The following is a 21,680-nucleotide window of genomic DNA, read 5'->3' as shown; positions in this document are numbered from 1 at the left end:
TTGCTCGAAGTGTTTCGCATAGGCTGTCACCAGCGCGTTGGGGTCGCTCACGGAATCCGCTTCCGTATAGCGCAGGCCGCCCAGGAGCGATGTGTCGAGATGCGGTTCAACTGTGCGCAGGCGCATCGGGTCGAGCGCTTCATACGCGACGCCCGTAATTCGCGCTGCCAGCGTTCGACGTTGCGCGTTTCCTTGTCTTGCGTGGCGGCATTGCGGAAGACCTTGATCCAGCCGCTGGAGCGGATCAGATGCGTGGCGCCGGCGGCTTCCGCCATGAGCGAGCGGTGCTCGCTCACGCTATGCGCAATCAGCGGTGCATAACGCGCGCGCTATGGCCGCGTGCCGCGTGGGGTGCGAGTTGCGCCAGTACTGGCCACAGAAACGGCAGCAGCCGGGGCAGGTCGGCGGGGTGGTAATGCACGTCCGCCGACGTGTTGCTCGCGTAGTGCAACAGCGTCGACAGGTCGCGCGGAAACGCATACGGATACACACCCACGCGCTGGATCAGCCCCGCATTGCCGAACGACGTCTCAAAGCCCGGCGCACGGCGATCGACGAGGGCGACGGCGCGCACCGCGTTTCTGCAGATGCACCGCCACCGACACGCCGACAATGCCGGCCCCCCAGCACAAGGGTGTCAAAGCGCATGGCGATCGGCTCCTCAGCCCTTGGCCAGCGCCGTGACGGCGATCTCCACATCGATGCCCGGACGCATCAGGCCAGACTGCACGCACGCGCGCGTGGGCGCGTGGCCGGCCGGCACCCAGGCTTCCCCACGCGGCGTTCAGCTCGGCGAAGTGCTTGGCGTCGGTCAGCCAGATGTTGGCGGAGATCAGACGCGTCTTGTCGACACCGGCTTCGGCCAGCAGCGCGTCGATGCGCGCGAGGATTGTGTTGGTCTGCTCGGTGATCGACTTGAAGTCGACGTCGGCACGTGCCCGGCCAGTGCACGATGCCGTTGGCGATGACGATCTGGCTCATGCGGGGCGTTGGTGTGGAGGCGTTGGATGTCGGACATATCGAGAAAGGAGGTTGTTGTCGGTTCAGACCGCCGAGGCGCCCGTGCTGCGCGTGACAGCATCGAACACCGGCGGCGCGGTGACGATGGATTGCAATGCCGGCGTCGGCTGCGCGAGCTTGGCGAGATCCGGACGCGGACGACGCAGCGTAGCAGACGCTTCGAAGGCTTGCTCGAGCGCGTGCGCCACGGCCAGCGTCTTCCGAGGTCGCCGTGGAACGGGCCGACGATCTGCAGCCCGAACGGCATGCCGGCGTGGTCCAGCCCGCACGGCAGCGACAGCCGCCGGATGCGTGGTCAGCGTGACGACGTAGGTCAGTGCCAGCCAGCGGTAGTAGTTTTCCTGCGCGCGACCGTCGATGTGCGCGGCATACAGCTCGCTCCACGGGAACGGCGACACCGGGCGTCGTCGGCGAGAGGATCACGTCGTAGTGGCCGAACGCGGCCTGGAAGCGCTTGAGGATGCGCGTTTGCTCGGCCTGCGCCCAGGCGCAATCCGCGAGCGTCATTGCAGCGCCCAGCTCGTAGTTGGCGCGCGAGTTGGGGCCGAGCGAACGCCGGGTCGCGCGTGTAGGCGTCATGCAGGCGCGGCGACAAAGCTCTCCGCACGGATCACGTCGAAGCAGCGCGTGCACGTCCCCGAGGTCGAACTGCACGGGTTCGCACACCGGAACATCGGCGCGATGGCGGCGATGCGCTCGCGGAACACGGTGCGGATGCCGGCGTCGACATCGCAGCAGCCGAAGTCTTCCGTCCAGCCGACGCGCAGCGTGGAGAGATCGAGCGGCGCGGGCGTGAGAAAGCTCAGCGGATCGACGTCGAAGCTGAAGCGGATCGCTTGCCGACAATCCCGCAGTGGCGGCCAATTGCAGGCACGCTTCGGCTACCGTGCGCCCCATCGGCCCGACCACCGAGATCGGTGTCCAGCCGAGCTTCTTGCGCGAGTTCGGCACGAGGCCGGGGGACGGCCGAAAGCCCACCACGCCGCATTTGGATGCCGGAATGCGCAGCGAGCCGCCGGTGTCGGAGCCGGTGCAGACGGGCAGCATGTCGCACGCCAGCGCGGCCGCCGCCGCACCGCCCGACGAACCGCCCGCATTCAGCATCGGGTTGAACGGGTTGCCTGTCGCGCCCCAAACGGGGTTGCGCGTATTGGCGCCGGCACCGAACTCCGGCACGTTGGTCTTCGCCACCAGCACGGCGCCCGCGCGCGCAGACGCTCGACGAGCAACACATCCTGCGTCGGCACGTTGCTGCGCGCAGTGGGCGATCCGTACGTCGTCAACAGGCCCGCTGTGTCTTCCAGATCCTTCACGCCCAGCGGCAGAGCCGTGGCAGCAGGCCGACGGTTCGCCGTTGAGCACCGCACGTCTCGGCGGCCTTTGCGGCTTCGCGCGCCTGCGGAAAGCACGTCGCCGTGACGGCGTTCACGGCGGGGTTGATGGCTTCGATGCGCTCGATGCAGGCATCGAGCAGTTCGACGGGGGAGATTTCCTCCCTGGCGCCGATCAGCCGCCGCAGTTCCACCGCGGATCGGCTGACGAGTTGGTCGTTGTGCGACATCAGCAGTCCTCAATCCTTTTAGAGCGCTTCACCCGTGCGGTCGCGCAGCCAGATCACGGGCACCAACGACACCAGGCATGCTGCGGCCACATACCACGCGGCGCCAGCGTGTTGCCCGTGCGCTCCACCAGCCAGCTCGCAATGAACGGCGAAAACCCGCCGAAGAACGATGCGCTCACCACGTACGTCAGCGCAATGCCCGTGGCGCGCACGTGCTTTGGGAAACAGCTCGGGAATCATCACGAGCACCGGCACGATCTGCGCGGCCACGAAGAACCGCCAGCAATGCCGACAACCGCATACAGTGCCAGCGGCGTCGGATGCGCGCCCAGGAACGCAAACGCCGGATACACCGCCAGCAGCATGATGATGCGCGAGGTGATCAGCACGCGCTTGCGCGTGTAGCGATCGGCCAGGCGGCCGGCGATCGGCGCGGCTACGAACAGCACGAGCGAACTGACCACGCCGGACGCGACCGCCGCCGTGGGCGACATGTGGAGCGTGCGCACGGCGTGGCTCGGCAGGAAGAACGCGGTGATGTACACCGACACGGAGCCGCCCAGCTCCGCAAACGTACCGAGGATGGTGAGCTTCAAGTGCGTGGTGAGCGCCGCCTTGAGTGCGCCTTGCGGCTGGGCGTGGCCCGGGGTGCTGTCGCGGCGGTCCAGCGTTTCTTCGAGCCGGCGGCGGATCAGCATGCCCGCCGGCGCGGCAAAGATGCCCAGCAGGAACGGCAGCCGCCAGCCCCACGCCAGCACCGCCTCCTTCGACAGCGTCACGTTGACGAGCGTGGCCACCGCCGCGCCGAGCGCCAGACCCAGCGCCGTGGCCGCGAAGTTCCAGCTCGCGAAAAACGCGCGGGTGCGGTCGGTCGCGTATTCGACCAGCAACGTGGTGCCCGGCCCGAACTCGCCGCCGGCTGCAAAGCCCTGCATCAGGCGCGCGGCCAGCACGATCATCGGGGCGAAGATGCCCGCCGTCGCGTACGTGGGCGCCGTGGCGATGAGCGCGCACGACAGCGCCATCATCATGATGGTCAGCACCATCGCCTTCTTGCGCCCGGCGCGATCGGCATAGGCGCCGATGACGATGCCGCCCAGCGGCCGCACCACAAAGCCCACGCCAAACACACCAATCGACAACAGGAACTGGTTCACGCGGCGATGCCGATGGAAAGAACAATTGCCCGATCTGGATGGCGAAGTAGCTGTAGATCGTGAAGTCATAAAACTCTAGCGCCGTGCCAATCGTGGTGGCGCAATGACTTGCGTGCGTGACAGCGCGGGACGGCTATCGAGGGCGAGTGTCGACACGGGGCGCTCCTGGTTGGAGACTGGGGAGGTCTGAGTTATCGTATACGAGAAAAATCAAATTCTCGTATACGAGAAAACCCGGAGACCTCGCGTGGCATCGCGCACAAAAGCCATCATCCAGGACGATTCCCCGCCAATGGGGCCCCGACGTCAGCTCAACCATCAGGAGGTGGGCGCACGCATCCGCGAGGCCCGCAAGGCGCGCGGGCTGACGTTGCAGGAGCTGTCGGAGCGTTCCGGTGTGGCGCTGTCGACGATCTCCAAGGCCGAGCGCGGCGACATTGCCCTTACGTACGAAAAGTTCGCCGGCCTGGCCCAGGCGCTCGGGCTCGAGTTCGAGCAACTGCTGGGACGCCGCCGCACGCCCGATGCCGGGCCGGTCCAACCCATCAGCCCCACATTCACGCATCGGGCGGCCAGGTCATCTACGACACGCCGAACTACGAATACGGCATGCTGGCCGACGCGCTGACCGGCAAACGCATGCTCCCCATGCGCGCGCACATCCGCGCGCGCTCGGTCGAACGACTTTCCAGATTACATCCGCCACCCTGGCGAGGATTCGTCTTCGTGCTGTGCGGCGAGATCGAACTGCGCTTCGAGAACGGCGACGCCTTTCGCCTGACGCCGGGCGACAGCCTGTACTTCGACAGCGCAGTCGGTCACGTCTATCTGTCTGTCAGCAAGGAAGACGCCGAGATACTCGCGTGCTGCACCGGCACGGACGTGCGCGAACTCGGCGACGTGATCTGAGCTGCGTCGCCGCGCGGCGTCGCTTGTTTACTTGCGTAAGGCCCCCACCCGCCAGCACATCCGGCACCGCCTTGCCGTCGGCCACGGCCACCGCGCCGTTGACGAGCACCCAGCGCACGCCCACGGCGGCAGCCCCGGCTGTTCATAGCTCGCGCGGTCGGCGTAGGTGGCGGGGTCGAAGACGACCAGGTCGGCAAACTTGCCCGCTTGCACCGTGCCGCGGTCTTTGATGCCGAAGATTTCGGCCGTGCGGGCGCTGGCCTGGCGGATGGCAAACGGCAGCGTCATCACGTGCTTGCGCGTGACGTATTCGCCGATGCGGCGTGCGAAGGTGCCGGCTTCGCGCGGGTGTCCGGCAATGCCGTCGGAGCCGCCCACGACGAAGTCCTGCTTCATGAAGGCTTCCAGATCGGCATCGCTCATGTTGAACGACACGATGTTCGTGCCGCCGTGCTGGATCACGCTGATGGCCGCGTCGACGGGGCTCACGCCGAGCTTCTTGCCCAGCGCCTCGAGCGATTGCCCGTTGTATTCGGGGTTGGCGGAGATCAGCACCTGCGCCGCAGGCCCGTTGCGCTGTTGCATGGCCTTTTCCATGTCGGTGGCAATGCGCGCGCGCGTGGCCGGGTCTTCCAGACGCTTGAGCAAGCGCGTCGTTGCCGCCGTCGCGCGCCCACCCGGCACCAGCGCCGGAATGATGTGCGTGCTCGACGCCGTGTACGGATACTGGCTTGCCGATACGTTCATGCCGTTGGCCAGCGCCTGCCGCATCAGGCTGATGACCTCCGCGCTCTTGCCCCACGAATCCACACCTAGCGCCTTGATGTGCGAAATGTGGATCGGGATGCCCGACTGCCGGCCGATGTCCAGCGCTTCTTTCACGGCGTTGACGAGGCCAGTGCGAAAGTTGCCCTCGTCGCGCAGATGCGTGTCGTAGATGCCGCCACGCGCGGCCACGGTCCTGGCCAGCGCGACCACCTCGTCGGTTTTGGCGAATACGCCTGGCGTATAGACCAGGCCCGTCGACATCCGAATGCGCCGTCGCGCATGCCGTCTTCCATCAGTGTCTGCATGGCCTTGAGTTCGTCGGCGGTGGGTGCACGCGCCACGTCGCCCATCACGCGGTGGCGCACGGCGTTGTGGCCGACCAGCATGGCCACGTTGTGCCGATGCGGTTGGCGTCGAGCGCCTTGAGCGTCGGCCCGATGCGGTCGAGATCCGGCCCGTCGCCTTCGAGCACGATGCCGTCATTGCCAATGACCACCGTCGTCACGCCCTGCAGCAGGTACGGCAGGTTCTGGTGCCGGTCTTTGGAGACGAGGTTGTGATAGGCGTGCGTATGCGGATCGATAAAGCCGGCGCCACCACCAGCCCGCGCGCGTCGAGCACCGTTTTGCCGGCACGCCCGTGGCGGAGGGCTGCACCAGCACGATGCGGTCATTGCGGATGCCCACGTCGGCCACGAACGGCGCGCCGCCGCTGCCGTCGACCACCGTGCCGTTGCGGATGAGGATGTCGACCGGTTCAGGCTCCGGCGCGGCACGGGCCGGACCAGCGAGCGCAAGGCTCAGCGTGAGGGCGGACAGCAGGCACTGCGGCAGACGGTGTGGGCGCATATCGGCTTCCCGTGAGTTTGCAGCGAGTGTAAGGAGCCTTGTTGCCCACATCGCATGCAAATGGTTCTGGCCGGTATGCGCACCGGACATGCCGACGCCGAGCCGCCGGCGGACGCGCGCCCGTTAAGGCGCCGATACAACACTCAGTGTTTTCAACATCTGAATTAAAAGCGACTTATCACCCGCAATCCTTGTCGGCATTGGGCCCACAAGACATTGACGACAATGTGCTGCCGCCCCCACTCTAGAGGGGCGCACGGGCTTGTCCCGATGACACAATCGCCAAAATTCAGGAGCCGCGCTGCGCCACACGCGCAGCATGGCGGACCCGGTCGGGGAGCTTCATGCACGAAAGTTGGATCGCAATATCGGCAGCGCGCGCGCAGGCGCACCGGTTGTATGGCGTGCGCGGTTGGCTGGTGACGCTGCTGTGGCTCAGCACGCTGCCGGGGCTGGCCATCGTGCTGACGATCGGCATGACGCTGATGCCTGGCGGGGGCAATGCTGGTCCGGCCGCGGTGGTGCCGGCGCTGGCAGGGCTGGCGGCTCCGCTCGGGCTCGTCGCCCTGGCGTTCCTGAGGGTGCGCGGGTTCCCCCTCGTGTGGCTGGGGTACGGCCTGCTTTCAACTCCTGGCCACGCTTGCCATGAGCGGCGGGATCCACGCGTGGACCACGGCCGCGTCGGGTGGCGCGGCGGGGCGCTGGCCGATCGTTCTGCTGTTGGCCGTCGAGGCGCTGCTGCTGATGGGCACGGCGGCTATCTCTGCGCTCGCGCCGCGCGCGCGTGACGTACCGGCACGAGGTGCGCACGACGGACCCCGCCGCCGCGCCAGCCGTGTTCGACAAGCCCGCCCCGAATGAAACGCCGTCCGACGCCACCGACCACGCGCGCGAACGCGCCGCCCTGCGCCGGGTTGCGCAGGAGTTGAGATTCCGGTGTGCTGGATACACGAACGTGGATGCACTCATGCGGCATCACGCCGATGCGAACCGACGGCACACGACGCACGGCGGCCTACGTGCGTGCCCGCATGTCCGAACTGTGTCCGCCGGCGCATGTGCATCCGCCACTCGTGCGGACACTGTCGACGGGCTCGGCGCGTTGCTGGTGAGCGTGGCGACCGCCGCTGTCCTATGGCGGCAGTGATCGCGCTGGCGCTGCGCGTGCCGGCGAAGCGACCGATCTGCTCGAACGGCTCGTCCCGTGGCGCTCACGCTGAGCTGGCTCGGCGGGCTCTTTGTCGGCGCGGGGTTTTCTGCGCCGCGTCGCCTGAGGCCCAGCCTAGCGCTTGGCCGCCGCGACCGGCGCGTGATTCCAGTCCCCGCCCACCGCCTTGACGAGAAACACGCTCGTCGTCATCTGCTGGCCAAGAATCTGCACCGCCGTGCGCCGGTTGTTCAGCAGCGACTGCTGCGCGGTGATCACGTCCAGCGAGGTCGCCAGCCCGCCCTCGTAACGCACGCTGGCGATCTCGTAGACCTTGCGGGCGCTGTCCACGGCCGCACGTGCCTGCGTGGCGGCGCGGTCGAGCGATTGCAGCCCGGCCAGGCCGTCTTCCACTTCTGCAACGCGCCGAGCACGGTCTGCGGTAGTTGGCGATGGCGCCCCGGTAGGCCGCGTTGGCGACGTCCACGCGTGCGCGCGTGCGGCCCGCGTCGAACACCGTCTGGGCGATCTGCGTGCCGAACGACCATAGCAGCGTCGGCGCGCTGAAGAGCAGCGCCAGGTCGCGGCTTTCCCAGCCGGCGCCACCGTTGAGCATCACGCTCGGGAAGAACGCGGCGCGCGCCACGCCCACCTGCGCATTGGCGGCGGCGGCACTGCGCTCGGCGGCGGCCACGTCGGGCGGCGTTCGACCACGTCGGAAGGCAGCGCGACCGGAAGCTGCGGCGGCGTGCCCTTGAGCGGCACGGGATCGATATGGAATGCCGGGGCCGGCGTGCCGACCAGCGTGGCCAGCGCGTGTTCATACTGCGCGCGCTGCCGGGTCAGCAGCTCGGCCTGCGTGGCGGTGCTGTCGACCAGCGCCTCTGCTGCGCGAGGTCCAGCCCTGAGGCCGCGCCATCCTGGTGCCGCGAGGTGACGAAATCGAGCGCCTTGCGCTGCAGCGCCAGCCCTTCCTGCACCACGGCGATTTCCGCATCGGTCTCGCGCAGGTTGTACCAGGTGGTGGCGACCTGCGCGGCAAGCAGCAGGCGGAAGTTCTCGAAGTTGGCGCCGGCCTGTTCTTCGCTGGCGGCGGCATTGGCGACGGTGTTGCGCACAAGCGGCCGAACAGGTCCGCTTCGTAGCTCACGTCGGCGCGCAGCACGAAGTCGCTCTGCACCGTCGACATGGTCGGGCTGGTGTACGACGACAGCGGGCCGTTCCGACGATGTGCGCGTACGCGTGTCGTTGTTGGTGGCAGTGATGGTCGGCAGCAGGCTCGCCCGGGCCACGCGCGTGAGCGCCTGGCCTGCTCGAGGTTCGACAGCGCGACCTTGAGCGACTGGTTCTCGCGCAGGGCCTGTTCGATCAGCCTGTCGAGCTGCGGATCGTTGAAGCGCTGCCACCAAGGGCCCTTGGGCGCGTCGTCGGCGGCTGCGCGGGGCGCCAGGGCGCTTCGGTCTGCCAGTGCGCGGGGATGTCCATCGCCGGACGCTCGTACGTCGGCGCCAGCGAACAGCCGGCCAGCGAGGCGACGAGCGCAGCCACCAGCGCCGGGGTGCCGAACGTGGCCGAGCGCGTCATGATGCGTGCGGCGCAGAAGCCGCCGGTGCGGACGCCGGCTTGGGCGCGACGACGGTCACCGCCTCCCCTGTTCGATCGAGTCGGCCGATTGAGGATCAGCGCATCGCCGGCCTTCAGGCCCGAGACGATCTCCACCGTGCGGCCGTAGTCGCGTCCGATGGTGATGGGGCGCAAGTCGACGCGGGCCGTTCTCGGCCACGGCAATGCGCGGGCCTTCCTTGCGGAACAGCAGCGTGTTGGTCGGCACGAGGAACGCCTGCGCATCGCCGGGGCCCGCCTCTGCGGCGGCCTTGCCCTTGATGGCGACCTGCACGTACGCGCCCGGCAGCAGGCGGCCGTCCTTGTTGGGCAATTGCACCTCCACCTGCATGCTGCGCGTGGCGGTGTCGATGGCGCCGGAGGCGCGCGCGATGGTGCGTGGAAGGTCTGGCCCGGCAGCTCCGCGAGCGTTACCGCCACGTCCTGCCGACCTTCACCTGCTGCGAATACGCCTGCGGCACGTACAGATAGATGCGCAGCGGGTCGGTCTGCGCCAGCGTGAACAGCTCGCGGTGGCACCGGCGTTGCCGGCGTTGACCAGCGCGCCCACGTCGACATTGCGCTTGGTGACCACGCCCGTGAACGGCGCCACACCACGCGGCGAAAGCCCTGCAGCTCCTGCAGGCGACGCACATTGGCTTCGGCGGCGGCCAGGTCGGCCTGGGCCTGGTTGGCGGCACTCGTGCGCTCGTCCAGCTCCTGTTGCGACACGGCGTCTTTCTGGCGCAGGTTCTGCCAGCGCGTGAGCGAGGTCTGCGCCAGCGCGCGGCGTGCAGCCGCCTGGTTGCGTGCGGCCTGTGCCTGGTTCAGTTTCCTGGTCGACTTCGGGCGTGTCGAGCAGCGCCAGCACGTCGCCCTTGTTCACATGCGCGCCGATGTCCTTGAACCAGCGCACCACGTAGCCGCTGGTGCGCGCGTAGATGGGCGATTCCACATAGCCCTGCAGCGTGCCGGGCAGGGTGAGCTCGCGGTGGGCGCTGGCCGGCTTGGGCGCGATGGTGGTGACGTAGCGGCTGGTCTGCGCGGCTAACCTGGCGCTCCAGCGCATGCGCGTGTGTTGTAACGGCTGACGAGGGTGCGCGCCGCGCCCAGCGCTAGCAGCACGGCCACGATGATGACGACCCAGCGCGCGCGGCGCATGGCGGGGCCGCGGTCCACCTGTTCGATCGGGTCGACCGTGACGACGTGATGCCCCGACGGGACACGGACGATGTTTGGTCAGACATGTCCTTCACTTCCCCGCAAGTCGTTACGTCGTTGTGCGCGCCGCTGCAGTCTGTTGTGCACGCTGGCAAACACCACCGGTACAAAGAAGAGGTCGAGACGGTCGCGAACAGCAGACCGCCGATCACCGCGCGCCCCAGCGGCGCGTTCTGTTCGGCACCTTCGCCCAGGCCCAGCGCCATGGGCACCATGCCGATGATCATCGCCAGCGCCGTCATCAGCACCGGGCGCAGGCGGGTGGCGCCGGCTTCCAGTGCGGCTGCACCGGCGCAATGCCTTCGGCCAGGCGCTCGCGCGCGAACGAGATCAACAGGATCGAGTTGGCGGTCGCCACGCCCATCGTCATGATCGCGCCCGTGAGCGAGGGCACCGACAGCGTCGTCCCGGTTACGAACAGCATCCACGCAATGCCCGCCAGTGCCGCCGGCAGGGCCGTCACGATGATGAGCGGGTCGATCACGACTGGAAGTTCACGACGATCAGCAGATACACCAGCACGATTGCCATGACCAGGCCCACACCGAGGCCCACGAACGACGACTCCATCGTCTTGACCTGGCCGCGCACCGTCACCTGCGCGCCCGCGCGGCAGCTTGGGGCGGATCTCGTCGACGGCCTTCTGCACTTCCTTGGCCACGGCGCGAGGTCGCGCCCCTGCACGGCGGCGTACACGTCGACCACCGGCGTGATGTCGTAGTGCGACACCACCTGCGGCTGCACGCCGGGGCTCACCTGCACGAGGTTGCCGAGCAGTTGCGGGCCGCCCGCCTGCCCCGCGCCGCCACGCGATCCGGCGACCGGCGTGCGCAGCAGCGCGTCGAGCGAATCGACGCGGTACTGCGGGCTGGTGACGGCTACCTGGTACACCACACCGTGATCGGGTTCAGCCAGAACGTGGGCGAGGTCTGGAAGCTTGAGCTGAGCGACACGAGCAGGTTCTGCGCCACGTCGCGCCCTTCCAGGCCGACCTGCTGGATGCGCGTGCGGTCCATGTTCAGGGCGAGCGTGGGCTGGTCGAAACGCTGGTGCACATGCGTATCCACCGCGCCAGGAATCTGCTTGATGCGGTTGGCCAGCATGCCCGCAAGCTGCTTGTTGGTGGCCACGTCGGCGCCGGAGAACTGCACGTCGATGGCCGACGGCAAACCAAAGTTCAGGATCTGGCTGACGATGTCTGCAGGCTGGAACGCGAATTCCACGCCCGGAAAGCGCTTCGGCAGTTCCTCGCGCAGGCGGCGGATGTATTCCGCGCTCGGTTTGCGCTCGCCCTCGTGCAGGGCAATCAGGATTTCGCCGTCGAGCGTGCCGATGGTGCCCGCGTTGCTGTACGACAGATTGATCCCCGAGTTCGGCACGCCCAGGTTGTCGAGAATCGTCGACAGTTCCTGTTTGGGGATGATGTCGCGGATGGCTGTTTCCACCTCGTCGGCCAGCCGTGCGGTTTCTCTTCAATCCGCAGGCCCGACGGTGCGCGCATGTGCAGGCGGATCTGTCCGGCATCCACATCGGGAAGAAGTCACGGCCCAGCACCAGGAACAGCGCGCACGACGCCACGCAGAAGCCCAGGAATGACAGCGCGAATACGCGGCGGCGCTCCAGCAGCCCGCCCAGATGGCGGCGTAGTTGCCGCGCATGTGTTCGAACTGCGTGTTGAACGCCCGGTAGATGCGGCGAACGTGCTCGGTTTTGCGTCGGCTTTCCGGCGTCATGCGCGGTGGCCGGTCATGAGCATCATCACCAGCGTCGGCACCAGCGTGCGCGAAAGCACGTATGACGCCAGCATGGCGAAGATCACCGCTTCGGCCATCGGCACGAACAGGTAACGCGCCACGCCCGTGAGGAAGAACATCGGCACGAACACGATGCAGATGCAGATTGTGGACACAAGGCGGGCACGGCAATTTCGGCGGCGCCATCCAGGATGGCGGTGACGGGCGCCTTGCCTTCGTGCAGGTGGCGCTCGATGTTCTCGATGGTGACGGTGGCGTCGTCCACGAGAATCCCGACCGCCAGCGCCAGGCCGCCCAGCGTCATCAGGTTGATGGTCTCGCCGATCAGGTGCAGCACGATGATCGACGAGAGAATCGACAGCGGAATCGACACCGCAATGATGGCCGTGCTTGCGCCAGTTGCCCAGGAACAGCAGGATCATCGCGGCCGTCAGCATGCGGCGATCAGCGCCTCGCGGATCACGCCTTCAATGGCCGCCTTCACGAACAGCGACTGATCGAACAGGGGCGTGATCTTCAAGTCTTGAGGCAGCGCGGCGGCCGCGGCCGGCAGCAGCTTGTGGATGTTGTTTGACGATATCGAGCGTCGATGCGCCGCCGTTCTTGAGGATGGACAGCAGCACCCCGCGCTGGCCGTCCTGACGCACCACGTTGGTCTGCGGCGAGAAACCGTCGCGCACGTGGGCCACGTCGCCGAGGTACAGCGTGGCGCCGTTGCTGGTCCTTACCGGAATCGCATTGAGCGCGGCGATGCTGCCCGGCGTGCCGTTGAGCGTGACGCCGTATTCGGTGGCGTCGATCTTTTGCGTGCCGGCCGGCAGGATCAGGTTCTGCGCGCCTACCGCGTTGACGATGTCGACGGGCGTCAGGCCCTGCGCCAGCAGCTTCTGCGTATCGAGATCGACCGTGATCTGCCGGCTCTTGCCGCCATACGGGAACGGCACGGCAATGGCCCGGCACCGTGATCAGGCGCGGGCGCAGGAAGTTCACACGCGCATCGTTGAGTTCCTGCTCCGAAGCGTGTTGCTCGACAGGCCCAGTTGCAGGATCGGAATGCTCGACGCCGAATACTTGATCACCAGCGGCGGCGTGGTGCCCGGCGGCAACTGCCGCACCTGCGCCTGCGTGCTCGCCACGATCTGCGCGAGTGCGGTTCTGGATGTTGGCGTTGGGCTGGAAGAAGACCTTGATGATCGACACGCCGCCCAACGATTGCGACTCGATGTGCTCGATGTCGTTGACGGTGGTCGTCAGGCTGCGCTCGGTGACGGAGACGATGCGGTCGGCCATCTCCTTCGCGGGCAGGCCGTTGTAGTTCCAGATGATGCTCGCGACCGGAATGTCGATTTCCGGGAAGATGTCCGTGGGCGTACGCATGAGCGTAAACGGCGTCGCCAGCAGGATCAGCAGGGCGAGGACGATGAACGTCAGCGGCCTTCGCAGCGCGAGTTGGACAATCCACATGGAGGCGTTTCAGAACCGCGGTGCGTTGATGGAGGGCGACGGTTGTTCGATCCGGCCCGACAGGCAGGGACCAGCCATTCTAGCGCCGGGGGCCGCCGATCAATATGTCGCTTTGATCTGACTTTATTACATTGCATAACGGCAACTGCCGTGGCAACTGAAGGGCCCCCCTCAGCGCAGATTGCGTCCGCATTGCAGCAGCAGATCGTGCAGCAAAGCCGCGTGCGCAGCGTCGATTCCCTGCAGCATTTCCTGCTCGAGCCGGCTGACGGCCTCGTCGCACAGCGCCAGCAAGGCGAGCGCTTCATCGGTCAACCCGAGCATGACGATGCGGCCGTGCGTTGGATCGGGCGTGCGCGTCACCCAGCCGCGGGCTTCCATCGCCTTCACCACTTCATTTGGCCGACTGCGGCGACATGAACGAGCGCTCCGCCAGTTGCGCGTTCGACAGGCTGCCGCGCGCGTGCAGCACAGACAGCGCCGTGAATTGCGCACCGTGAGCCCGTGCGGGGTCAGCACCTCGCCCAGGCGGCGCTTGACGATGCGATCGGTGCGGCCGATCAGGTAGGGCAGTCGTGCAGACGTTGCGGGTGCGCCGTCTTGTGCGGGCTAGGGGTGTTGCGTTTGGTTTCGTGTGGCCGCCATGGATGTGAGTGGGTGTGCACCTATGCAGATGCGCACATTTTGCTACGTGTTGTTCGATCAGGGTTTACGGCAATGATAATCTCCTTGTTATATCAGGTTACCTGATATTAAATTGGCACCAAGCTGAGACGCGCCGCACACAAGACGGCGGCATCTCAAGCAGCCGACAGATCAAGGAGACGGAAATGGCTGATTACCAAGGGCGCTGGCAAACCGTGGACGTAAAGGTGGACCAGGCATTGCATGGGTGACGTTCAACCGCCCCGAGAAGGCGCAATGCCATGAGCCCGACGCTCAAACTCGAGATGATCCAGGTGCTCGAAGCGCTGGAGCTGGATGCCGATGCCAAGGTGCTGGTACTGGACCGGCGCAGGCGATGCGTGGACGGCCGGCATGGATTTGAAGGAGTACTTCCGCGAAGTCGACGCCGGCCCGGAAATCCTGCAGGAGAAGATCCGCCGCGATGCCTGCCAGTGGCAATGGAAGCTGCTGCGCATGTATGCCAAGCCGACCATCGCGATGGTCAACGGCTGGTGCTTCGGCGGTGGCTTCTCGCCGCTGGTGGCGTGCGATCTGGCGATTGCGGCGGACGAGGCTACCTTCGGCCTGTCGGAAATCAACTGGGGCATTCCGCCGGGCAACCTCGTTAGCAAGGCGATGGCCGATACCGTGGGCCACCGCCAGGCGCTCTACTACATCATGACCGGCGAGACCTTCACCGGTCCAGCAGGCCGCCGCCATGGGCCTCGTCAACGAGAGCGTGCCGCGTGCCCACCTGCGTGCGCGCACCGTGGCACTGGCCGAGAAGCTGCTGGAGAAGAACCCCGTGGTGCCTGCGCGCCGCCAAGCACGGCTTCAAGCGCAGCCGCGAGCTGACATGGGAGCAGAACGAGGATTACCTGTACGCCAAGCTGGACCAGGCCACGCTGCGCGATCCGGAGGGCGGCCGCGAGCAGGGCCTCAAGCAGTTCCTGGACGACAAGTCGATCAAGCCGGGCCTGCAAGCCTACAAGCGCGCCTGATCTGGCCCGCTCACGTCCAACGCCCCCCGGAGACGAACCCATGCCTGAGGTGACTCAGCTTGTGACCCTGCTGATCGGCGGACAAAGCCGGCCAGCTGCCAACGGTGCCACCTTCGAGCGCCGCAACCCCATCAACGACGCGGTCGCATCGCGCGCGGCGGCGGCCACGCTGGAAGATGCCGACGCCGCCGTGCAGGCTGCTGCCGATGCGTTCCCCGCGTGGGCGGCCCTGGGCCCGGGCGAACGCCGCAAGCGGCTGCTGAAGGCCGCCGAGTTGATGGACCAGCACACCGACGCCTTCATCCGCGCCGGCGCGGCGGAGACCGGCGCCAGCCCCAACTGGATCGGCTTCAACGTCATGCTGGCGGCCAACATGCTGCGCGAAGCCGCCTCCATGACCACGCAGATCGACGGCAGCGTGATCCCCTCGGACGTACCGGGCAACTTTGCGATGGCCGTGCGCCAGCCCTGCGGTGTGGTGCTCGGCATTGCACCGTGGAATGCGCCGGTGATCCTGGGCACGCGCGCGCTGGCCATGCCGCTGGCATGCGGCAACACGGTCGTGCTCAAGGCGTCGGAAATGTGCCCGGCGTGCATCGGCTGATCGGCACCGTGCTGCAGGAGGCTGGCCTGGGCGATGGCGTGGTGAACGTGGTGACCAACGCGCCGGCCGACGCCGCCCAGGTGGTGAGCGCCTGATCGCGCATCCGGCCGTGCGCCGCGTGAACTTCACGGGCTCGACGCATGTGGGGCGCATCATTGCGCAGCACGCGGCGCGGCACCTGAAGCCTGCGCTGCTGGAGCTGGGCGGCAAGGCGCCGGTGCTGGTGCTGGACGATGCCGACCTGGATGCCGCGGTGGACGCCATCGCCTTTGGCGCATTCTTCAACCAGGGGCAGATCTGCATGTCGACCGAACGTGTGATCGTCGATCGCAAGATTGCCGATGCCCTCGTCGACAAGCTGGCCGCCAAGGCGCGCACGCTGCGCGCAGGTGACCCCGACCGACGCCACCGCGCAACTGGGCGCGATGGTGAGCGTGGATGCGGCCAAGGCGCGTGCAGGCGCTGGTGGAAGACGCCCGCGCGCACGGCGCTGCGCTACCCGTCGGCTTGCACATGGAATGGCGCCATCGTGCAGCCCGCCATCGTGGATGGTGTGACCACCCGCCATGCGGCTGTACAACGAGGAATCGTTCGGCCCCGTGGGTAACCGTGGCGCGCGTGGATGGCGATGAAGAGGCGATTCGCCTGGCCAATGACAGCGAATACGGCTTGTCGGCCGCCGTGTTCAGCCGCGACGTGTCGCGCGCCATGCGGGTCGCGCAGCGTATCGAATCGGGCATCTGCCACATCAACGGCCCCACCGTGCACGACGAGGCGCAGATGCCGTTTGGCGGCGTGAAGAGCAGCGGCTACGGCCGGTTTGGCGGCAAGGCGTCGATTGCGGAATTTACCGAGCTGCGCTGGATCACCTTGCAGAATACGCCGCGCCACTATCCGATTTAACCGATCTGAAGTTCGGCAGCCGCCCACCACAACCATAAAACGGGCGGCGCATTCAGGAGACAAGACGTGAGTCACGTCGAAATGCAGGCTCAGGGCCCGCAGGTTCAAACCGGGCACCACACGCCGCCCCGCAGGTGTGCCAAATCACCCCTACAGGCAGGTTGCCGTGAGCGATGCGCCTGCGCGTTGCGAGATGGACGCGCGCGACCGCGGTGTCTGGCACGTGCGCAATACCGAAGCGCTGGCGGAACATCCGGCGCGCATGACCGACTGCCTGGTCGCGGGCGCGCAGCGCCACCCGGATCGCGTGCTGGCTGCACGTCGCGGGCCGACAGCGCGTGGATCAAGCTGACCTATCGCGAGATGCTGGAGCGCGCACGCGCCATCGGCCAGGCGTTGCTGGATCGCGGCGTCTCCACCCGAGCGCCCGCTGGCGATTCTGTCCGGCAATGATCTTGAGCACTTGCAGCTGGCGCTGGGCGCCATGTGGGCGGGTGTGCCCTACGCGCCGGTGTCGCCGCCGTATGCATTGGTGTCGACGGATTTCGGCAAGCTGCGCCACGTGTTTGACGTGCTCACGCCGGGGCTCGTCTATGCCGCCGATGGCGCGGCCTTTGCCAACGCCATCAGCGCGGTGGTGCCGCACGGCGTGGAAGTCATCACGCGCGACGGCGTATTGCCGGGGCGCAGCGCCACCGCCTTCGACACGCTGCTGCACACGCCCGTGACGACGGCAGACGCCGCGCAGGCCGCAACCGGCCCCGATACGCTCGTCAAGGTGCTGTTCACGTCGGGCTCGACACGCGCGCCCAAGGCCGTGCCGACCACGCACCGCATGCTGTGCAGCAACCAGCAGATGCTGCGCCAGACCATTCCCGAATTCGCCAAGGAGCCGCCGGTGCTGGTGGATTGGCTGCCCTGGAACCACACGTTCGGCGGCAGCCACAACGTCGGCATCGTGCTCTACAACGGCGCACGCTTTACATCGATGATGGCCGTCCCGTGCCCGGCAAATTCGACGAAACCCTGCGCAACCTGCACGAGATCGCACCCACCGCGTACTTCACGTGCCCAAGGGGGTGGAAGAACTCGCGCTGGCGCTGGAACGGGACCCGCGCTGCGCGAGACTTTCTTCTCCCGCGTGAAGCTCTACTTCTTTGGCGGTGCCGGCCTGTCGCAAGAAGCCTGGGACCGGCTGGAGGCGTGACCGGCCAGCACTGCGGCGAACGCATCCGCATCATGGCCGGCCTGGGCATGACAGAGACGTCGCCGTGCTGCCTGTTCACGACCCGGCCGATCATGCGTTCGGGCTATGTCGGCACGCCGGCGCCGGGCTGCGAACTCAAGCTTGTGCCCGTGGGCGACAAGCTGGAGGCGCGCTTTCGCGGGCCGCATGTCATGCGTGGCTACTGGCGCCTGAGCGAAGAGCCTGCCGCACCGGTCTTCGATGAAGACGGCTACTACTGCAGCGGGGACGCGCTGCGTTTCTACGATGCGGACCACCCGAAAAAAGGCCTGGTCTTCGATGGCCGCATCGCGGAGGACTTCAAGCTCAGCTCCGGCACGTTCGTCAGCGTGGGCCCGTTGCGCGCACGCGTGATCGCCGCAGGCGCGCCGTATGTGCAGGACGTGGTGATTGCCGGCATGAACCGTGACGACATCGGCTTGCTGGTGTTCCCGCAGGTGGAGCGATGCCGGCGGCTGTCTGGCCTGCCGCCAAGCGCCAGCGCAGCCGAAGTGCTGGCCGCCCCCGCCGTGCGCGCCGCATTTGCCGCGCTGCTGCACGAACTGAACGCCACGGCCACCGGCAGCGCACGCGCGTGGCGCGCTGCTGTTGCTCGATGTGCCGCCATCGCTCGACCGCGGCGAGATCACCGACAAGGGCACGCTCAACCAGCGCGCCGTGCTGGCCCACCGTGCCGAGCAGGTCGACACGCTGTATCGCGATGGCGATCCCGCCGTGATTCGCGCGGGCTGATTTCAACGCAGCACGACACCCAACCGGCAAAGACCGGTTTCATCCACCCAGGAGGAGACTCATGAAGACCGTCATGTCACGGGGCATGGCGCTTGGCCGCGCTCGCCCTCACGCTGAGCTGCGCCGGCAGCAACGACGACAGCACCAGCGACGCATCGTCGTCGCAAGCATCGCAGCTGCCGCAGCTTTCGCCTGCCACGGGTTTGAATCTCGCCGCCGCGTGCGAGAGCTTTGCCGGCAAGCTGAGTTTTGCCAACACCAGCATCACCGCCATCTCGACCGTGGCCGCTGGCACGTTGAGCGTGGGCGGCAACGCCGTGCCCGAGCACTGCCTGGTCACCGGCACCATGAACACGCGTGTGAGCCCGGTGGACGGCAAGACCTACGCCATTGGTTTCGAGATGCGCCTGCCAAGGCATGGAACGGTCGCTTCTAATACCAGGCCAACGGCGGGCTGGATGGCGCGGTGGCCACGGCGCTCGGCACGCTCGGCGGTGGCCCGGTCAGCAGTGCGCTGGCTCCGGATTTGCCGTCATCAGTTCGGATGCCGGGCACAACGGTAGCCAGGTGCCGCTGTTCGGCGCGCGACCCGCAGGCGCGTCTGGATTACGGCTACAACGCCGTTGCCACGCTCACGCCGATGGCCAAGTCGATGATCGCGCAGGTGTACGGCAAGGCGCCGGACCGCAGCTACTTTGGCGGGTGCTCCAACGGCGGGCGCCATGCGATGGTGGCCGCCGCCGCGTTCGGCAATGCGTATGACGGCATCGTGGCCGGCGACCCGGGCTTCCACCTGCCCAAGGCAGCCATCAACGAGGTCTACAGCGCGCAGCAGCTCGCGACGGTGGCGACCGCTAACACCAGCGCGGGCTTCCCAGACATCACCACGTCCCTGAGCGCCGCGGAGCGCGCCATGGTCGCCACCCACGTACTCGCCAAGTGCGACGCATTGGACGGCACGACGACGGCATGATCAACAACCTCAAGGCGTGCCAGACCGCCTTCAGCCTCGCCAACGACGTGCCGACCTGCACCGGCGCCGTGACGGCACCTGCCTGACCGCCGCGCAGAAAGCCGTGATGGCCAACCTGTTTGCCGGCGCGCGCAACAGTGCGGGGCAGGCGTTGTACTCGGGCTTTTCGTTTGACGCCGGCATCAGCGGCAGCAACTGGGCGGCGTGGAAGCAGGGCAACTCGATCCAGCTCGACCCCGCAGCGCTGGCGTTCGTGTTTACGACCACGCCGCAGCCGGCGTCGGCTATCACGTCGCTCACCGCGTATGGCCTGGCGTTCAACATGGACACCGACGCGCCGAAGATCTTCGCCACAGACGCCACGTACACCGAATCCGCCTGGTCGTTCATGACGCCGCCCGATGAGACCAACCTCGGCACGCTCAAGGGGCGCGGCGCCAAACTGATTCTATCACGGCACGAGCGACCCGGTGTTCTCGTCCGACGACACGACCGACTGGTACCAGCGCCTGGCCGCAGCCAACGGCGGCGATGCCAGCAACTTCGCGCGCTTCTATCCGTGCCCCATGAATCACTGCGCGGGCGGCCCGACGGCTGACCAGTTCGACATGCTCACGCCGCTGGTGGCCTGGGTGGAACGCGGCGTGGCGCCGACAGCGTGGTCGCCACCGCGCGCGGCCCCGCCAACGCCGTGCCGAATGCCCGAAGTGCCCAGCGACTGGAATGCCGCCGGCCACGACCGCACGCGCCCGCTGTGCGCCTACCCGAAGATCGCGCGCTACACGGGCACCGGGCAACATCAACGACGCCTCGAGCTTCAGTTGCCAATGACGGCCGCCCAACATCCGGAAGGAGATGCCATGCAAACCACCACCACGACGTTGAGCCGGGAGACCGTTGGCCCCGGCGTCGCCATGACGCTCGGGCTGTGCTTCATCGTTGCGCTGCTTGAGGGGCTCGATCTGCAATCCATCGGCGTGGCTGCGCCGCGCATGGCGCGCGAGTTCGGCCTGTCGGTCGGGCAGATGGGCCTCGCATTCAGCGCCGGCACGTTCGGCCTGTTGCCGGCGCCATGCTGGGCGGCCGGCTGGCCGATCGCATCGGCCGCAAGCGCGTGCTGATCCTGGCGACGGCGCTGTTCGGCATCTTTTCGATCGCCACCGCGCACGTGTGGGATTTCAACAGCCTGCTGATGATTCGCGTGGCCACCGGCATCGGGCCTGGGTGCCGCCATGCCCAACCTGATCGCGCTGTGTGCCGAAGCGGTACCCGCACGCCTGCGCAACACCGCCGTGAGCGTCATGTATTGCGGCATTCCATTCGGCGGTGCCATCGCCGCGGTGGTCGGCATGTTGAGCGCCGGCGATTCCGGCTGGCGCCACATCTTCTACGTGGGAGGCTTCGGCCCGCTGGTGGTGGTGCCGTTGCTGCTGACGCTGCAGGAATCGCGCCGGTTCGACAGCGCGCAGCGCGGCGCCATCCAGCCGCCGCCGGTGTCTTGGGCGCTGTTTGGCGAGCGCCGCATGGCGGCTACGCTGTTCCTGTGGGTCAGCTATTTCTTCACGCTGATCGTGCTGTATTTCCTGCTCAACTGGTTGCCCTCCCTGATGGCCGCGCAGGGGCTGAGCCGGCCGCAGGTGGGCACGGTGCAGATCCTGTTCAACATCGGCGGCGGTGCCGGCGCGCTGGCATTGGCATGCTGATGGATGCGGCGCGCCCGCGCTGGGTGGTGTCGGGCATGTATGTCGGCATCATCGCGGCGTTGTCGTTGCTGGCCGCGGCGGGCGGCATGGCATCGATGTCGGCCGGCGCCTTCATGGCGGGGCTGTTCGTGATCGGCGCGCAGTCGGTGCTGTATGCGCTGGCGGCGGCGTACTACCCGACCGTCGTGCGCGGTACCGGCGTGGGCGCTGCGGTGGCGGTGGGCCGGTTGGGCTCGATCGCCGGGCCGCTGCTGGCCGGTCAACTGCTGGCGATGGGGCAGCACGCCACCACCATCATTGGTGCCAGCATCCCGGTCACCATCATCGCGGCGCTCGCTGCGCTGCTGCTGCTCAAGCGGCCGCGCGTGCAGGACTGACACAGCGGTTCTGTTTTTTCGCGC

The 21,680-nt window shown here is 67.3% G+C and carries 37 protein-coding genes and 7 pseudogenes; 19 read left to right on the top strand and 25 right to left on the bottom strand.

All coding sequences use genetic code 11. The features are described 5' to 3' along the window. Positions 1–307 precede the first annotated feature (307 nt). The 7 genes and pseudogenes from ABD884_RS25955 to ABD884_RS25925 form a co-directional block, all read right to left on the bottom strand. Positions 308–574: a hypothetical protein gene (locus ABD884_RS25955; RefSeq protein WP_345057945.1), complete on the bottom strand. Its 267-nt coding sequence runs from the start codon at positions 572–574 to the stop codon at positions 308–310. Then, positions 531–866, bottom strand: a complete 336-nt coding sequence (locus ABD884_RS26320) for a RidA family protein (RefSeq protein ID WP_425548317.1) — start codon at positions 864–866, stop codon at positions 531–533. The genes ABD884_RS25955 and ABD884_RS26320 overlap by 44 nt, the downstream gene beginning before the upstream one ends. A 177-nt stretch (positions 867–1,043) precedes the next feature. Next, complete coding sequence (locus ABD884_RS25945; RefSeq protein WP_345057938.1) at positions 1,044–1,289, bottom strand: hypothetical protein; 246 nt, start codon at positions 1,287–1,289, stop codon at positions 1,044–1,046. A gap of 607 nt (positions 1,290–1,896) precedes the next feature. After that, positions 1,897–2,196, bottom strand: a pseudogene (locus ABD884_RS26315) (amidase family protein); the annotation flags it as partial. Positions 2,197–2,329: 133 nt separating this feature from the next. Continuing rightward, entirely contained in the window at positions 2,330–2,581 is a 252-nt protein-coding gene (locus ABD884_RS25935; protein ID WP_345057932.1) for a hypothetical protein, read from the bottom strand. An 18-nt stretch (positions 2,582–2,599) separates the two neighbouring features. Beyond that, positions 2,600–2,851, bottom strand: a complete 252-nt coding sequence (locus ABD884_RS25930) for a hypothetical protein (RefSeq protein ID WP_345057929.1) — start codon at positions 2,849–2,851, stop codon at positions 2,600–2,602. Continuing rightward, positions 2,821–3,807: an MFS transporter gene (locus tag ABD884_RS25925; protein WP_345057926.1), complete on the bottom strand. Its 987-nt coding sequence runs from the start codon at positions 3,805–3,807 to the stop codon at positions 2,821–2,823. Before ABD884_RS25925 ends, ABD884_RS25930 begins: the two co-directional genes overlap by 31 nt. A gap of 223 nt (positions 3,808–4,030) precedes the next feature. On the opposite strand from ABD884_RS25925, the gene ABD884_RS25920 reads away from it, so the two are divergent. After that, positions 4,031–4,366 carry a helix-turn-helix domain-containing protein gene (locus ABD884_RS25920; protein ID WP_345057956.1) on the top strand — a complete coding sequence of 112 codons (336 nt, stop codon included), beginning with the start codon at positions 4,031–4,033 and terminating at the stop codon, positions 4,364–4,366. Continuing rightward, positions 4,348–4,647 (top strand): cupin domain-containing protein, encoded by a 300-nt coding sequence (locus ABD884_RS25915; RefSeq protein WP_345057923.1) that lies wholly within the window; start codon positions 4,348–4,350, stop codon positions 4,645–4,647. Before ABD884_RS25920 ends, ABD884_RS25915 begins: the two co-directional genes overlap by 19 nt. Positions 4,648–4,674: 27 nt before the next feature. On the opposite strand, the gene ABD884_RS25910 is transcribed toward ABD884_RS25915, so the two are convergent. From ABD884_RS25910 to ABD884_RS25900, 3 genes are all read right to left on the bottom strand, one after another. Next, the gene (locus tag ABD884_RS25910; RefSeq protein WP_345057920.1) at positions 4,675–5,676 is read right to left on the bottom strand and encodes an N-acyl-D-amino-acid deacylase family protein; all 1,002 of its coding nucleotides are present in this window, start codon (positions 5,674–5,676) and stop codon (positions 4,675–4,677) included. Positions 5,677–5,764: 88 nt separating this feature from the next. Further along, complete coding sequence (locus ABD884_RS25905) at positions 5,765–5,911, bottom strand: hypothetical protein (RefSeq protein WP_345057917.1); 147 nt, start codon at positions 5,909–5,911, stop codon at positions 5,765–5,767. Then, complete coding sequence (locus ABD884_RS25900; protein WP_345057914.1) at positions 5,895–6,353, bottom strand: hypothetical protein; 459 nt, start codon at positions 6,351–6,353, stop codon at positions 5,895–5,897. The genes ABD884_RS25905 and ABD884_RS25900 overlap by 17 nt, the downstream gene beginning before the upstream one ends. A 386-nt stretch (positions 6,354–6,739) precedes the next feature. On the opposite strand from ABD884_RS25900, the gene ABD884_RS25895 reads away from it, so the two are divergent. Further along, complete coding sequence (locus ABD884_RS25895) at positions 6,740–7,051, top strand: hypothetical protein (RefSeq protein ID WP_345057912.1); 312 nt, start codon at positions 6,740–6,742, stop codon at positions 7,049–7,051. Next, positions 7,048–7,410: a hypothetical protein gene (locus tag ABD884_RS25890; RefSeq protein WP_345057909.1), complete on the top strand. Its 363-nt coding sequence runs from the start codon at positions 7,048–7,050 to the stop codon at positions 7,408–7,410. The genes ABD884_RS25895 and ABD884_RS25890 overlap by 4 nt, the downstream gene beginning before the upstream one ends. A 135-nt stretch (positions 7,411–7,545) precedes the next feature. Here the strand turns inward: ABD884_RS25890 and ABD884_RS25885 are convergent, their stop codons facing one another. The 6 genes and pseudogenes from ABD884_RS25885 to ABD884_RS26365 form a co-directional block, all read right to left on the bottom strand. Further along, a complete protein-coding gene (locus tag ABD884_RS25885) occupies positions 7,546–7,824 on the bottom strand; it encodes a TolC family protein (protein WP_345057906.1) in 279 nt (92 codons plus the stop codon). A gap of 85 nt (positions 7,825–7,909) precedes the next feature. Continuing rightward, positions 7,910–8,056, bottom strand: a pseudogene (locus ABD884_RS25880) (multidrug transporter); the annotation flags it as partial. Positions 8,057–8,252: 196 nt separating this feature from the next. Further along, positions 8,253–8,528: a TolC family protein gene (locus ABD884_RS25875; protein WP_345057898.1), complete on the bottom strand. Its 276-nt coding sequence runs from the start codon at positions 8,526–8,528 to the stop codon at positions 8,253–8,255. A 250-nt stretch (positions 8,529–8,778) separates the two neighbouring features. After that, positions 8,779–9,168 carry a permuted SH3 domain-containing protein gene (locus ABD884_RS25870; protein ID WP_345057895.1) on the bottom strand — a complete coding sequence of 130 codons (390 nt, stop codon included), beginning with the start codon at positions 9,166–9,168 and terminating at the stop codon, positions 8,779–8,781. Next, positions 9,050–9,364 carry a hypothetical protein gene (locus ABD884_RS26370; protein WP_486303897.1) on the bottom strand — a complete coding sequence of 105 codons (315 nt, stop codon included), beginning with the start codon at positions 9,362–9,364 and terminating at the stop codon, positions 9,050–9,052. Before ABD884_RS26370 ends, ABD884_RS25870 begins: the two co-directional genes overlap by 119 nt. A 356-nt stretch (positions 9,365–9,720) precedes the next feature. After that, positions 9,721–9,795: pseudogene (locus ABD884_RS26365) on the bottom strand (hypothetical protein); the annotation flags it as partial. Here ABD884_RS26365 and ABD884_RS25860 point away from each other — a divergent pair. After that, on the top strand, positions 9,776–10,063 hold the full coding sequence (locus ABD884_RS25860; protein ID WP_345057889.1) for a hypothetical protein: 288 nt from the start codon (positions 9,776–9,778) through the stop codon (positions 10,061–10,063). The pseudogene ABD884_RS26365 and the gene ABD884_RS25860 sit on opposite strands and share 20 nt — an antisense overlap. Positions 10,064–10,127: 64 nt before the next feature. Here ABD884_RS25860 and ABD884_RS26310 read toward each other — a convergent pair whose 3' ends face one another. From ABD884_RS26310 to ABD884_RS25845, 4 genes are read right to left on the bottom strand one after another with little or no spacing between them, the layout of a single operon-like run. Continuing rightward, on the bottom strand, positions 10,128–10,475 hold the full coding sequence (locus tag ABD884_RS26310) for an efflux RND transporter permease subunit (protein ID WP_425548316.1): 348 nt from the start codon (positions 10,473–10,475) through the stop codon (positions 10,128–10,130). Then, positions 10,475–10,717, bottom strand: a complete 243-nt coding sequence (locus ABD884_RS25855) for an efflux RND transporter permease subunit (protein ID WP_345057886.1) — start codon at positions 10,715–10,717, stop codon at positions 10,475–10,477. The genes ABD884_RS26310 and ABD884_RS25855 overlap by 1 nt, the downstream gene beginning before the upstream one ends. Beyond that, the gene (locus ABD884_RS25850; RefSeq protein WP_345057883.1) at positions 10,714–11,127 is read right to left on the bottom strand and encodes a hypothetical protein; all 414 of its coding nucleotides are present in this window, start codon (positions 11,125–11,127) and stop codon (positions 10,714–10,716) included. The genes ABD884_RS25855 and ABD884_RS25850 overlap by 4 nt, the downstream gene beginning before the upstream one ends. After that, a complete protein-coding gene (locus ABD884_RS25845) occupies positions 11,112–11,678 on the bottom strand; it encodes an efflux RND transporter permease subunit (RefSeq protein ID WP_345057879.1) in 567 nt (188 codons plus the stop codon). Before ABD884_RS25845 ends, ABD884_RS25850 begins: the two co-directional genes overlap by 16 nt. Between ABD884_RS25845 and ABD884_RS25840 the strand changes: the two genes are divergently transcribed. Together ABD884_RS25840 and ABD884_RS25835 are read left to right on the top strand one after the other, a co-directional pair. Then, positions 11,665–11,829: a hypothetical protein gene (locus ABD884_RS25840; protein WP_345057876.1), complete on the top strand. Its 165-nt coding sequence runs from the start codon at positions 11,665–11,667 to the stop codon at positions 11,827–11,829. The genes ABD884_RS25845 and ABD884_RS25840 overlap by 14 nt on opposite strands. Next, positions 11,826–12,080, top strand: coding sequence for a hypothetical protein (locus tag ABD884_RS25835; RefSeq protein WP_345057873.1), 255 nt, complete (start codon positions 11,826–11,828; stop codon positions 12,078–12,080). Before ABD884_RS25840 ends, ABD884_RS25835 begins: the two co-directional genes overlap by 4 nt. Here ABD884_RS25835 and ABD884_RS25830 read toward each other — a convergent pair. The 5 genes and pseudogenes from ABD884_RS25830 to ABD884_RS25810 all read right to left on the bottom strand — a co-directional run bounded on the left by ABD884_RS25830 (position 11,963) and on the right by ABD884_RS25810 (position 13,841). Continuing rightward, positions 11,963–12,324, bottom strand: a pseudogene (locus ABD884_RS25830) (efflux RND transporter permease subunit). The gene ABD884_RS25835 and the pseudogene ABD884_RS25830 overlap by 118 nt on opposite strands. Positions 12,325–12,454: 130 nt before the next feature. Next, on the bottom strand, positions 12,455–12,931 hold the full coding sequence (locus ABD884_RS25825) for an efflux RND transporter permease subunit (protein WP_345057866.1): 477 nt from the start codon (positions 12,929–12,931) through the stop codon (positions 12,455–12,457). A gap of 42 nt (positions 12,932–12,973) precedes the next feature. Then, the gene (locus tag ABD884_RS25820; RefSeq protein ID WP_345057861.1) at positions 12,974–13,123 is read right to left on the bottom strand and encodes a hypothetical protein; all 150 of its coding nucleotides are present in this window, start codon (positions 13,121–13,123) and stop codon (positions 12,974–12,976) included. Positions 13,124–13,202: 79 nt separating this feature from the next. Continuing rightward, positions 13,203–13,451 (bottom strand): annotated as a pseudogene (locus tag ABD884_RS26305) (efflux RND transporter permease subunit); the annotation flags it as partial. 171 nt (positions 13,452–13,622) lie between these two features. After that, the gene (locus ABD884_RS25810) at positions 13,623–13,841 is read right to left on the bottom strand and encodes a hypothetical protein (protein ID WP_345057855.1); all 219 of its coding nucleotides are present in this window, start codon (positions 13,839–13,841) and stop codon (positions 13,623–13,625) included. 588 nt (positions 13,842–14,429) lie between these two features. Here ABD884_RS25810 and ABD884_RS26300 point away from each other — a divergent pair. From ABD884_RS26300 to ABD884_RS25745, 12 genes and pseudogenes are all read left to right on the top strand, one after another. Beyond that, positions 14,430–14,972 (top strand): annotated as a pseudogene (locus ABD884_RS26300) (enoyl-CoA hydratase-related protein); the annotation flags it as partial. A 186-nt stretch (positions 14,973–15,158) separates the two neighbouring features. Next, the gene (locus tag ABD884_RS25800) at positions 15,159–15,722 is read left to right on the top strand and encodes an aldehyde dehydrogenase family protein (protein ID WP_345057852.1); all 564 of its coding nucleotides are present in this window, start codon (positions 15,159–15,161) and stop codon (positions 15,720–15,722) included. A 109-nt stretch (positions 15,723–15,831) separates the two neighbouring features. Beyond that, positions 15,832–16,329: an aldehyde dehydrogenase family protein gene (locus ABD884_RS25795; protein WP_345057847.1), complete on the top strand. Its 498-nt coding sequence runs from the start codon at positions 15,832–15,834 to the stop codon at positions 16,327–16,329. Between the two features lie 11 nt (positions 16,330–16,340). After that, complete coding sequence (locus tag ABD884_RS25790; protein ID WP_425548315.1) at positions 16,341–16,625, top strand: aldehyde dehydrogenase family protein; 285 nt, start codon at positions 16,341–16,343, stop codon at positions 16,623–16,625. A 355-nt stretch (positions 16,626–16,980) separates the two neighbouring features. Continuing rightward, positions 16,981–17,832, top strand: coding sequence for an AMP-binding protein (locus ABD884_RS25785; protein WP_345057953.1), 852 nt, complete (start codon positions 16,981–16,983; stop codon positions 17,830–17,832). Continuing rightward, positions 17,829–18,668: an AMP-binding protein gene (locus ABD884_RS25780; RefSeq protein WP_345057839.1), complete on the top strand. Its 840-nt coding sequence runs from the start codon at positions 17,829–17,831 to the stop codon at positions 18,666–18,668. The genes ABD884_RS25785 and ABD884_RS25780 overlap by 4 nt, the downstream gene beginning before the upstream one ends. A 27-nt stretch (positions 18,669–18,695) precedes the next feature. Further along, positions 18,696–19,166, top strand: coding sequence for a hypothetical protein (locus ABD884_RS25775; RefSeq protein ID WP_345057832.1), 471 nt, complete (start codon positions 18,696–18,698; stop codon positions 19,164–19,166). Continuing rightward, positions 19,130–19,576, top strand: a complete 447-nt coding sequence (locus ABD884_RS25770) for a tannase/feruloyl esterase family alpha/beta hydrolase (protein ID WP_345057829.1) — start codon at positions 19,130–19,132, stop codon at positions 19,574–19,576. The genes ABD884_RS25775 and ABD884_RS25770 overlap by 37 nt, the downstream gene beginning before the upstream one ends. 470 nt (positions 19,577–20,046) lie before the next feature. Continuing rightward, positions 20,047–20,697: a tannase/feruloyl esterase family alpha/beta hydrolase gene (locus tag ABD884_RS26360; protein ID WP_486303896.1), complete on the top strand. Its 651-nt coding sequence runs from the start codon at positions 20,047–20,049 to the stop codon at positions 20,695–20,697. Then, positions 20,691–20,744: pseudogene (locus ABD884_RS25755) on the top strand (hypothetical protein); the annotation flags it as partial. The gene ABD884_RS26360 and the pseudogene ABD884_RS25755, both read left to right, overlap by 7 nt. A 64-nt stretch (positions 20,745–20,808) precedes the next feature. Then, positions 20,809–21,279, top strand: a complete 471-nt coding sequence (locus ABD884_RS25750; RefSeq protein ID WP_345057821.1) for an MFS transporter — start codon at positions 20,809–20,811, stop codon at positions 21,277–21,279. After that, positions 21,273–21,656, top strand: a complete 384-nt coding sequence (locus ABD884_RS25745) for a hypothetical protein (protein ID WP_345057959.1) — start codon at positions 21,273–21,275, stop codon at positions 21,654–21,656. Before ABD884_RS25750 ends, ABD884_RS25745 begins: the two co-directional genes overlap by 7 nt. Positions 21,657–21,680: the final 24 nt, after the last annotated feature.

Origin of the sequence: Arthrobacter methylotrophus, assembly GCF_039539965.1 — a bacterium.
Classification (GTDB): domain Bacteria; phylum Actinomycetota; class Actinomycetes; order Actinomycetales; family Micrococcaceae; genus Arthrobacter; species Arthrobacter methylotrophus.
The sequence above is the reverse complement of the archived record's forward strand: the minus strand, read 5'-3'. Positions and strand labels throughout refer to the sequence as shown.